9 protein-coding genes are annotated in these 11,929 nt (G+C 43.9%); 5 read left to right on the forward strand and 4 right to left on the reverse strand.

Annotation, left to right across the window (positions count from 1 at the left end):
- Positions 1 to 249: 249 nt before the first annotated feature.
- From AK963_RS11665 to AK963_RS11675, 3 genes are all read left to right on the forward strand, one after another.
- Entirely contained in the window at positions 250 to 783 is a 534-nt protein-coding gene (locus tag AK963_RS11665) for a DUF2062 domain-containing protein (RefSeq protein ID WP_066015627.1), read from the forward strand.
- Positions 784 to 817: 34 nt separating this feature from the next.
- A complete protein-coding gene (locus AK963_RS11670) occupies positions 818 to 1,123 on the forward strand; it encodes a hypothetical protein (RefSeq protein WP_066015628.1) in 306 nt (101 codons plus the stop codon).
- Between the two features lie 468 nt (positions 1,124 to 1,591).
- Positions 1,592 to 3,103, forward strand: coding sequence for a hypothetical protein (locus tag AK963_RS11675; RefSeq protein WP_139117367.1), 1,512 nt, complete (start codon positions 1,592 to 1,594; stop codon positions 3,101 to 3,103).
- Between the two features lie 166 nt (positions 3,104 to 3,269).
- On the opposite strand, the gene exaC (AK963_RS11680) is transcribed toward AK963_RS11675, so the two are convergent.
- From exaC (AK963_RS11680) to AK963_RS11695, 3 genes are all read right to left on the reverse strand, one after another.
- Entirely contained in the window at positions 3,270 to 4,790 is a 1,521-nt protein-coding gene (exaC, locus tag AK963_RS11680) for an acetaldehyde dehydrogenase ExaC (protein ID WP_066015630.1), read from the reverse strand.
- A 182-nt stretch (positions 4,791 to 4,972) separates the two neighbouring features.
- Positions 4,973 to 6,493, reverse strand: a complete 1,521-nt coding sequence (exaC, locus tag AK963_RS11685) for an acetaldehyde dehydrogenase ExaC (RefSeq protein ID WP_066015631.1) — start codon at positions 6,491 to 6,493, stop codon at positions 4,973 to 4,975.
- A 552-nt stretch (positions 6,494 to 7,045) separates the two neighbouring features.
- Entirely contained in the window at positions 7,046 to 8,149 is a 1,104-nt protein-coding gene (locus AK963_RS11695) for a hypothetical protein (RefSeq protein WP_066015633.1), read from the reverse strand.
- Positions 8,150 to 8,376: 227 nt separating this feature from the next.
- On the opposite strand from AK963_RS11695, the gene AK963_RS11700 reads away from it, so the two are divergent.
- Complete coding sequence (locus AK963_RS11700; protein ID WP_066015634.1) at positions 8,377 to 8,877, forward strand: hypothetical protein; 501 nt, start codon at positions 8,377 to 8,379, stop codon at positions 8,875 to 8,877.
- A gap of 119 nt (positions 8,878 to 8,996) precedes the next feature.
- Here the strand turns inward: AK963_RS11700 and AK963_RS11705 are convergent, their stop codons facing one another.
- A complete protein-coding gene (locus AK963_RS11705) occupies positions 8,997 to 10,007 on the reverse strand; it encodes a methyltransferase (protein WP_175404496.1) in 1,011 nt (336 codons plus the stop codon).
- A 366-nt stretch (positions 10,008 to 10,373) separates the two neighbouring features.
- Between AK963_RS11705 and AK963_RS11710 the strand changes: the two genes are divergently transcribed.
- Positions 10,374 to 11,867: a DEAD/DEAH box helicase family protein gene (locus AK963_RS11710; RefSeq protein WP_238593707.1), complete on the forward strand. Its 1,494-nt coding sequence runs from the start codon at positions 10,374 to 10,376 to the stop codon at positions 11,865 to 11,867.
- Positions 11,868 to 11,929: the final 62 nt, after the last annotated feature.

Consider the following 11,929-nt stretch of genomic DNA (forward strand, 5'->3'; position numbering starts at 1 on the left):
ACCTTGAAGGACTGTCATTACGCTGTAGCATGTTCAACAATTGTTTATTTGAAAAGTGACATGTCATGGCCGATGAAAAGCAGCAAGCATAGATGAATTTCAGTCAGGTAAAGCCAGTCCCGAATTTAGGGAATGCTGCGGGCAAGACTTTCATACTAAAAGCTGGCAACCTCTGCAGACCATGAACTAAAGTCATAGCTCAGTGTATGATGAGTTGATGTAACGATAGCTGTAAAATAGTGGAAGGATATGGCGAAAAAACTGATTAAAAGGTATTTGCCGGAACCAAAAACCATCAAGGAAAATCGCCACCTGCGGTTTCTGGGTTCTGCATTATATGATGCAAACCTGTGGCAACTGAATCGCCGCTCTGCTGCTGCCGCATTTTTTGTCGGCATTTTCGTTGCCTTTATTCCCATGCCTTTCCAAATGGTTCTCGCGGCATGTCTGGCCATTGTCTTTCGATGCAACCTTCCTCTTTCTGTAGCACTGGTCTGGATTACGAACCCATTGACCATGCCTGCCATATTCTATTTTACATACAAAATCGGCTGTTTTATCCTTCAGACACCGGTAAGTGAAGCTTCCTTTGAACTCACGATTCAAGGCTTGGGTGCTGGACTTGCCCGTGTCTGGAAGCCTCTTTATCTAGGGTCGCTGGTATCCGGTGTTGTGCTTGGCTTTATCAGTTACCTGCTGATTCGGGCTGCCTGGCGCTGGAATGTTGTCATCAACTGGCGGCAGAGAAATAAACGTCGCTCTCGACCCGATCCTTTCAACTAACCGCTATTCAAAAGTCTCTAGAGAAAAAAGCCCCATGCAAAGAAGTTTTCAAAAGCGCCAGCCAAAGCTGGAAGGTCGTGGTCTGCTTGAAGCTGTCAGTACCGATGGCCCTCACAGCGACTGGCTGGGGATGCCAGATTACTATATCCATACCCTGACTGTTGCCGGTGATGATTACAAATACCTGTCAGCAGACAAGCAACTGGATGTAAACATTGGCGATACAGTCGTCTTCAGATACCAGGAAGTAGGTAAGACTGAAAATAAGGAAAAGCGCATTGATAAGCGCTCCCTTGGCCTCTACATAGACCCAAGCCAATACCTTCAGGAAACGCCCTGAAGCCTACCTTCTCGAAAAGCCGTCTGAGTCATGATTCCAGAGTCCAGGCGGCTTGCAACTGACCGAATAACCACTCTGAAATTGAGTAATCATTCTGAAACATCAAGTCCTTAGACTCTGAACTGTATACAACACTTAAATATTGGCTGAAATCATTTAATTTAATCAATAGTGAGGAACTATATGGCTAAAAAAGCAGACTAATTCGTCATTAACCGTATTTTTCATGAACTTGGCAATAGCGGATATCTAAAACATATATTTCGAAACATCAAGTTTCAAAAACAGAAAAATTTGAAGACAGTCAATGATTGATAAAACGCTAAGCAAGAATGGTTATTAACAATGTTATTCTATAGAAAATACGCATACTGTCACAACTCAAAATATTCACGTCCTCGTTATATTAAATTGGTTTCTAAGCTCGCTATCACCATTACCATCATCTCTATATTCTTAAGTGCACATTTGGCTTACAGTGAAACTGGTCATCCGGAAAGCAAAAGCCTGCGATATTCGATTGCCAAGCGCGCAGTTCCCATTTTAACCGAGACATTGTTTTCAATTGAGAGGCTTCATGAAAAATCACCAATGCTTTCATGGGTATTAAAAAGCAGCCTGTTACAGGCATTTCAGGCTGCATCTCGAATCAGTAACCGATATATACTCTCTTACCGGGATATCAAGGCACTTAATGATTATGCCAAGACCACTGAACATGGTTATTATGAGCTATCCTTCAAAGGTAAAAAAATTTACTTTATCGCTAATGAAGATATAGCCAATCAGATAATTGCTCTTGAAGGCCAAGAGCATAACCTCCATACAAACAGAAGACTATTGAGTGCACAGAACTGGTTTCTGCTGGAAAACAATCCAGTAGCCGCTGGCGACATGCATCACCATACCTATGGTAGGAAGCAGGCTGCGCTCTTTCAGCATGCATTCGAAAGATTACAACAGTTACCCGAAACCTCTGTTTTATTAACAAACCAACAAGCCTCAGACTACGTATATGGCGATAAAGCTGCAGATCTGATAAGTAACCTGTTAACACAGATATATTTTCAAATACTGTTCTCCAGCGTCTCTCCAGAATATCCAGTGGACAGAAAAATTCAGCACCAAGTTAATAAACATTATTACCAGATAAAAGATCTTTACGACAAACTGGAAGAACATACTGGAAAATATGATTTAAAAGCCAATCTTTTCATTCGCGGTAACAGCCCATTTAAAAAAGATCATCCATACACTAATATTCAAACATTAGAACAGTTTTATAAAGTGCTCTGCTTTTTATATAATGAGCCCCCATTACAGTGTACTCACCTTGGAAACCACCAATCCACAAGAGAAACAGTAGCGCTCAGAACAGTAGAGTTACTAAGAAAAAATAATTCAGTGGTGCTTCCAGTATTTGCTCCTTCACTGGCACAAGACCTTGATAATGTTTCACCCCAGGAAGCCATCAATATTATTTTCAATTTATTATCCTGGATTGACAATTCATTAAACATCAGCAATACAGCAACAAATTTTGTTATTCATATAGCTGAGCATTATCAAGCTGAGCATTATCAAAACCAGCATGCTATTGATATAAACAAGCTATTCGCTGATGAAGTCCACAACCTCCGCGCTCTGGCAACGCTGTTTCCAAGAAAAGTGAACCGCTCCTTCTGGGTAATCACTACATTAGAAAGCGCTGAGCATGGAATACATTTCAAACCCGGTGATATAATACTGATCACCAACTCCATTAAAGGGCACGCCTTTGGCTATGAACCGAGAAAGTGCCCATCAAGACCCTACAGTGTGTATATTCTTCCTGAGTTTCTTCAGTATATCTTTGAGAATTATCACGCCCGATATGATGTTCCCTCAAAACTGTTCCCCAGCAGTGCAAGCTGGTTCTGGAATAAACTGGATGTTGCACCATTAGTTCTGGAACCAGTGCACAATGTAACGAAACATTAATTTATGACAGATAGTCACAAAAAGCAGCGAACGCAGTGTTGGCAAGAAAAGGAGAGAAGCTCTGTTTTCTTGCAGGCGCAGGTAGTAAATGAGCATTTTGATTAAACTCGCTTTTTTACACCGGCATTGGTAAACGCAGCCCTTTTGCGACAGCCCCTTATACCAGTCAGAAGAAACCCATCGGATTAATATCGTAACTGACCAGCAGATTTTTGATCTGCTGATAGTTTTCCAGCGTCATTTTATGGGTCTCCCGGCCAATACCCGACTGCTTGTAACCTCCAAAGGCGGCATGTGCCGGGTAGACGTGATAACAGTTAGTCCACACTCTGCCCACCTGAATGGCCCGCCCCATACGGAAAGCACGATTCATATCTCTTGTCCAGACACCTGCACCCAGGCCATATCGCGTATCATTGGCAATGGCCAGTGCTTCTGCCTCATCCTTGAAGGTGGTAACCCCTACCACAGGACCAAAGATTTCATCCTGAAACACCTTCATATCATTATTACCCTTCATGAGGGTAGGCTGAATGTAGAAGCCATTTTCAAAACCACTGCCGATCTCTTCCTTATCACCACCGATCAGAAACTCTGCACCTTCACGACGACCAATATCCAAATACCCCATAATTTTATCGAACTGCTCCAGTGATGCCTGAGCACCTACCTGAGTCTCTGTATCCAGTGGATTTCCACGCCTGATCTGAGCGGATCGCTCAACTACCCTGCCAATAAACTCATCATAGATGGACTCCTGAATCAGCAATCTGGATGGGCAAGTACATACTTCCCCTTGATTGAAGAAAGCCAGCACAGAACCCTCAACACATTTGCTCAGGTACTCATCTTCCTGCTGCAGCACATCACCAAAATAAATATTGGGAGATTTTCCTCCCAACTCTACGGTAGAAGGAATAATAGTTTCTGCTGCACATTTCAGAATATGAGCCCCCACGGGAGTTGAACCAGTAAAGGCTATTTTGGCAATCCGTTTACTGGTTGCCAGGGCTTCGCCTGCTTCAGGCCCCAAACCATTAACAACATTCAAAACACCAGGAGGAAGCAAGTCACCAATGATCTCCATCAAAATAAGAATGGAAGCCGGTGTCTGTTCTGCTGGTTTCAACACCACACAGTTTCCCGCAGCTAATGCCGGCGCCAGCTTCCAGGCCGCCATCAGCAATGGAAAATTCCAGGGAATAATCTGCCCGACAACACCAAGCGGTTCATGGAAGTGATAAGAGACGGTATGTTGGTCAATATCCGCCGTTGATCCTTCCTGAGCCCGGATACAACCGGCAAAGTAACGGAAATGATCCACCGCCAGAGGAATGTCTGCCGCCAGAGTTTCACGAACCGCCTTGCCATTATCCCAGGTTTCGGCCACCGCCAGCTGTTCAAGATTTTGCTCAATACGGTCGGCAATCTTTAACAGAGTATTGGATCGCTCTGTAACCGAGGTTTTACCCCAGACTGCTCTGGCCTCATGGGCTGCATCCAACGCCAGGTTGATGTCCGCTTCGTTGGAGCGGGGTATCTCACAAATAAAGTCCCCGGTAACCGGTGTCGTATTTTCGAAGTACTCTCCACCCAATGGTGGCACCCATTCGCCACCAATGAAGTTTTCATACCGAGGCTTAAAGCTGATCACAGCACCAGACTTACCAGGATTTGTGTATATCATCGAGTATGCCGTCCGTATCAATTAACTGCATGTTATAGTAGACTGCATCAGCGACTGGAACAAACCTACCCGGCAGAATTTACTCAATCCCAAGAAAAATGCTGGGGGGGGGGAAGGGCCGGATCAAACTGGTTTGATGATCCGGCAGTGTTGATTGTCTTATTCAAACAAGTTTAACCCGCTCAGAAAAAACCCAGCGGGTTGATATCATAGCTTACCAGCAAATTCTTGGTTTGCTGGTAATGCTCCAGAGCCCTTTTATGTGTCTCACGACCCACACCTGATTTTTTGTAACCACCAAAAGCAGCATGAGCCGGGTAATGGTGATAACAGTTGGTCCACACCCTACCCGCTTCAATCCCTCGCCCCATACGGAAGGCTCTGTTCATATCACGGGTCCAGACCCCAGCTCCAAGGCCAAACTCGGTTTCGTTGGCAATGGCCAGCGCTTCAGCTTCATCCTTAAACGTCGTCACCCCTACCACAGGACCAAAAATTTCTTCCTGAAACACCTTCATATCATTAGTTCCCTTCATGAGGGTAGGCTGAATATAAAAGCCGTTTTCAAAACCAGTACCGATCTCTTCCTTATCACCACCAATCAGAAATTCAGCACCTTCACGACGACCGATCTCCAGATAACTCATGATTTTATCAAACTGCTCCAGAGATGCCTGCGCACCAACCTGAGTCTCGGTATCCAGAGGGTTACCACGCTTGATCTGACCAGCCCGATCCACCACCCTGCTGATAAACTCATCGTAAATGGTTTCCTGGATCAACACCCTGGATGGACAGGTACAAACTTCACCCTGATTGAAAAAAGCCAGCACCGTGCCCTCAACACATTTGCTCAGATACTCATCTTCCTGCTGGAGAACATCTTCAAAATAGATATTAGGCGACTTACCACCCAGCTCGACGGTGGATGGAATGATATTTTCCGCAGCGCATTTCAGAATATGAGAACCTACAGGCGTCGAGCCGGTAAAGGCAATTTTGGCAACCCGTTTACTGGTTGCCAGAGCCTCACCGGCTTCCGGACCAAAGCCATTCACTACGTTTAGAACCCCAGGTGGTAGCAAATCACCAATCATCTCCATCAGCACCAGAATGGAAGCTGGCGTCTGTTCTGCAGGTTTCAACACCACACAGTTACCCGCCGCCAGTGCCGGCGCCAGCTTCCAGGCTGCCATCAGCAGGGGAAAATTCCAGGGAATGATTTGCCCGACAACACCCAGTGGTTCATGGAAATGATAAGAGACGGTATTCTGATCAATATCCGCCGCTGAGCCTTCCTGGGCACGGATACAACCGGCAAAATAACGGAAATGGTCAACAGCCAGAGGAATATCCGCTGCCAGGGTTTCACGAACCGCTTTGCCATTATCCCAGGTTTCAGCCACCGCCAGCTTTTCAAGATTCTGCTCTATGCGATCAGCAATTTTTAACAATATATTGGATCGCTCTGTTGCCGATGTTTTACCCCAGGCACTTTTAGCGCCATGAGCAGCATCCAGCGCCAGATTGATATCCGCCTCATTTGACCGGGGAACGTCACAGATTAAACCGCCTGTAACCGGCGTCGTATTTTCAAAATACTCTCCCCCCAGTGGCGGAACCCACTCGCCGCCAATATAGTTTTCATACCGGGATTGAAAGCTGATAACTGCACCAGATTCACCAGGATTTTTATATATCATAGGAACGTCCTTTATTGTTGTTATTACAGGTGTTGGTGGTAACTTCTTACTGGGAAGGTCTGAAAGACGCAACCGATCTTATCAATTGCTGTAAAACCATGTTATAGAGACCATAGGAGCATTTAAAAAGCTGTCGTATAGTGTTAGTCTTGGCAACCTTTTCTGAAGTACAGAGCCTTATATAAGGCATTTAGATACTAAGAAAACTCATATCCTATTCATAATCTTGGCCTAATAAAAAGTTACACTTATTTATCATACTGCTCGACTGGGCAATCAATTGAGGCTGTATCTGTGATGACCTGCTACTGAACAGTTGGTTGCCTGGCAAAATGGCTATGAACAGTTTTGCGCATGGCATCAAATGCTGATTTAAGGTCATTCAATATTTGAAACAGCTGGCCAGAATCAATCCTGCCCCTGTTTTCTTCAAGCAGTTTAGTAACCTTGCAGTTTCTGGATATACGAAATTCACCTGAAAGGTCGCTTCCTATAAACTCCAACTGCAGAAGAGGCCTTTCAAGATCAGCGAAATCAAGATCTAAGTCCATATCAACCCGATAACCAGAATGTTTTTTTCCACTCATCGAGTTTAATACAGACATCAAGCTCACGTGCTAATTTGTCAGGTAGCGTACTCCAATCACCGGTTTGATCGTCCTTGGAAAGATGAAAAATCACTGGACGACTACAACCCTTTAATGCCACCTGAAGACCAATCATCAGCTGTCTCACATTGCGAGACATTTCAAAAGTAAAAGCAGGCTTTATGGGTATGTCATAGCAAGATAAAACAGGCTTTGCCCTGCCCCACATTTTCTGGACATCAGAAAATAGAGTACGCTGCTTACATTGCAGCAAGTCAAACAATTCAGAGAGTGTCAGCTCTTGTCTACTAAATGCTTCCCCATCATAGATGGATCTTCTTGGAAACAAAAATGAGGGTTCCTTAAATTCAGCCTTATTAAATTTTTCACGATTATTTTCATAGCACTCCTTAAGAAGTCCAATATTCTCTTTTATATCCCCTATAGCTACTCTCCTAAAATCGATTGCTTCTCTCATATAATCCAATAATAGAGACCGCTGTTCATTCAGAGTTTGTTCAGAATAAAAATGTCTCTTGTCATATATTTCTTGCAACTTTTTGGTAACACAGTCTACATAGAATTCATCTTCAACTTCAGAGAATTCATCATTACTGCTACTTTCTAATACGTAATCCTCACCAGAATCTGTTTCGGATTCTTCGCAACTGGCAACAGCGCTTGCCTCCTGTACATCGCGACACTCTTCGTCTGACAATTTTTGGTCACCAGCTCCTGAATTCCGAACGTCTGAAGCCAAGGCTTCAAGCCTTACCTTTAACGCTACTGAGTCCAACGGACGATGCCTTTTGCATGGTTCTGGCCTTGTAAATTCACAAACATGATCGTGGCTTCTTTTTTGAGATATCAGCCCCTGTGTTGGCAATACTTTATCGTCTCTGCGGATATGATGGCTATGCAGTGCTGTCTCTTCAGTTTCTTTACTTTCCAGCGGTTGAGGAACATGACCGTCAATATTGCCTGAAAGGCTTTTACCTACTGCTAACTCACCAGCTTTTGAACCAAGCTTTGGCAATTCCTGTGAGAACAGAGCTGATGAGGAAGTCATGGGATTGAGCAGTATCCATTAATACAAGCTCCTGATCAGAAAGCTAATATAGACTCTCTTCTCTCTCTCATAGTTGCAAATAACTTTCCAGACTTGAGGTCTTCGGAATAATTAGCTTTATTGCTATTTAAACAGCGATATAGCCTATTGATATCACCTCAACCGGACGATAACTGATCTGATACAACCTAATTATTGCACTCATACACATATGCAGGAGCCTCAATATGCCAGTAAACCTTATGAAAGCACTTGGCTCTGTACTGGCAATCATAATTATTTGCTCAGCCAGCGTAATTGGCATCCAGACAGTGAGAGAACGGTCTTCACCTACCGAATCAACCGCCCAGGATCTGGAAGACAAGGTTATTGAAGGTTTTGAGCTGGCGGCTCAACAGCTGAATGCAATGACACCGGTGATGGTGGATGAAGAAACCCGGATGGATAAAGCAACGGTTGGACCTGGTGCTCTAATGACTTATCACTACACCTTCCCCAAATTTGCCTCCAAAGATATTGATGTGAGCATGATGAGCGCCACTGTTTTCCCTATTATTCGAGATGGTGTTTGCACCAGCCCCGAAATGAAGCCTTCTCTTCAGTACGGTGGCAAGTATGCCTACTCCTACTCTGGAAGTGATGGCGTACACATTATGCAATTCGTGATAAGTAAAAGTGACTGTAGCTTTAAAGCTGAGAATCAAGAGCCTGAAAGCCATAAAAATTAGACTTCAAGTCCTTAACAAATATAGACCTAACCACCAATGGAAACCTGATGAGCATACCACACGGCTGGCTCAAACTATCAGCTATGCGTCCTGAAGCTTCTGCTCATTATTTTCAACAACTACTTAACAGCAACTACCATTGAGTCAGGCCCCTGCAGGTGCTCAACCCGGGCATTTCGAAAACCTGCCTCTTTCATCCAGAGACAACAGTCTGAACCGGTAAAATCAAAACCACCCTGCGTCCTGACAAGCATATTCAAACTCATCAAAAGACCAAATGAGTTTTCACACCGGTCATCATCAATAAGAGATTCATACACCACCAGTACTCCCCCTGCAGGTAAAGCCTCATAAGCTTTTCTTAACAATAACCTTTTTTTCTCCATATCCCAGTCATGGAGGATATGCCCCATAAGAATCACATCAGCTTCTGGCAATGGGTCGCAAAAAAAATCACCAGCAACAAAACAAAGCCGCTCTCCTAATTGGTTTGATGCAATATTTTTCTGAAAACAGGGAGCGACCTCTTCCAGGTCAAAGCCAATACCATTCAAGTGAGGGTGAGTACTGGCTATCTGGACAGCCAAATCCCCTCCTGCAGCACCTACATCAACAAATGATTGATACTCTGACCAGGGAAATTGCCTCGCAATACAGCTATTAGACGCATGACTGTAACCGCTCATTGCTCGCATAAACTGGGCAATTTTTTCATCACTTTCATAGAGTGAAAAGAAGATATCATTTTCTGTATCTTGGATAGCATGCTGTGGCTTTCCTGTTTTCAGCGCACTGGTCAGCTTTTCCCAGACAGGATACAGCTCAATGTTTGCATGCTCCAAAATCCCACCAATGTAAGAAGACCTGTTACGATCAAGAAAGCAGGCAGTTTCTGGAGTATTCTGATAAACACCATCGATCCGGTCTAGAAAACGTAAAGCAACCAGTGAGTCAAGAAAATCTTCCGCTCCTCGAGCGTGGAGACCAACGCGTTGTGAAATCTCATCCAGGTTGCCCGGCTGCTGCCCAAGTTCTGAAAACAGATCAAGCTCAAGTGCACTCAGTAGAACCTTTGATGTCCAGAAAGCAAGACCCGTTTCAATAATTCGATCAGGAGAAAGCTCTGACATAGGCACCCCAGCTAATTGGTTAGTTAATATCATGCTTCAGAAGAGTCATTTCCCTCAGAAAAAGTAAGAAAACCTGCCCAGAAGAAACAGATATGTTCCATAGTTTGACCTTATACCAAATGAACATCATTGATGTTTCTTATTTAGGAATGAGCCTTAGATCATGAGAGTTGTTCAATATAGACAATCTTAAAGAGTACGTACGACTTTTATGAGTCGAAAAATAATTAATACCTGATTCTGTCAGTTATCACTTGTCATGCGATTGAAATAGAAAAGGATTAGCAAAATTAATAAACCTTCAAGTGAACATTGCTGAACCAACATATACTACAAATGACTTTCACCTAATTCTGGATATACGCCATGTCGAAAGATTCATTTATTCTGCATGCAAGCCATCCACCTGCTGGAGATCAGCCTGAAGCTATTGCACGACTGATCGCAGGACTTGAGGGCGGAAAAACCCATCAAATGCTCAAAGGTGTCACAGGTTCAGGAAAAACCTTTACCATGGCCAATATTATCCATCGCCTGGAGCGACCAACCCTCATTCTGGCCCATAACAAAACACTGGCAGCCCAGCTCTACAGTGAGATGCAACGTTTCTTTCCAGAAAATGCCGTGGAATATTTCGTTTCTTATTATGACTATTATCAACCTGAAGTATATATCCCTGGCACGGATCGTTTTATTAGAAAAGACTCAGCAATTAATGAACAACTTGAGCGATTAAGACTATCAACCACCAAGGCATTGATTGAACGCCGTGATGTGGTGGTTATAGCTTCTGTTTCCTCCATTTACGGACTAGGCGATCCAGAGTCCTACCGAGCACTTCAGGTTTCCCTGGCTCCAGGGTTGACCATTGATCGAGAGGACTTGATTCAGCAATTGACACAACTCCAGTACACTCGCTGTGAACGCACCATTGAACGCGCAACCTTTCGAGTTAATGGTGATGTTATCGATATCTTTCCAGCCGATTCAAACCACCTTGGTATTCGCATCGAGCTTTTCGATAATAGCATTGAGCAACTTTTATGGGTTGATCCCGTGTCCGGTAGCAGAGTAAGACCATTAGACAGCTACAGGGTATCCCCGAAAACACTGTATTCCACCCCAAGGGAAAAAATCGAGGAGGCATGCGCACTAATACGAGTCGAAATGGAACGTCGAGTAGCAGAACTGAATGCTGAGAACCGTATTGCCGAAGCTGCGAGACTTTATGAAAGGACTGAGTATGATATCGAGATGATGCAGCAACATGGCTACTGTTCAGGGATAGAGAATTATTCCAGTTACCTGAACAATCGTGACCCTTCTCTACCACCAACAACATTGATGGACTATTTACCCAAAGATGGCCTGCTCTTTATTGATGAGTCTCATGTGATGATTCCTCAGATTTCAGCCATGTACAATAGTGATAAGAGCAGAAAAGATAATCTTATTGACTATGGTTTCCGGCTCCCTTCATCCAGAAATAACCGCCCACTCAGGTTTGATGAGTTTGAAAAGATAAAGCCTCAAACCATTTTTGTTTCTGCCACACCCGGTAATTATGAGCTGGAAAAGTCCAAAGGGGTCACCATCGACCAGATCATTCGTCCAACAGGGCTACTCGACCCTGAAGTAGAAGTTCGTTCATCAGCAAACAATATGGATGACCTGTTGCAGGAGACTTTCCATAGAGTAAAAAAGGGTGAGCGGGTGCTTATAACCACGTTGACCAAGAAAAGTGCTGAATCTCTGGATCAATTCATTTCCAGCAGAGGTATAAAAACCCGTACTTTACGCGATGTGCGACTTTGTAAGAAGCTATCTCAAATTACTAGCATGATGGTAAGTCCAACTTAAATCTTCAAAATCACACAACTATACGCTTTCCGTTTTTTTAATCTTCGGAAATAAGGTTCTCA

The organism is Endozoicomonas atrinae (assembly GCF_001647025.1).
Lineage (GTDB): Bacteria > Pseudomonadota > Gammaproteobacteria > Pseudomonadales > Endozoicomonadaceae > Endozoicomonas > Endozoicomonas atrinae.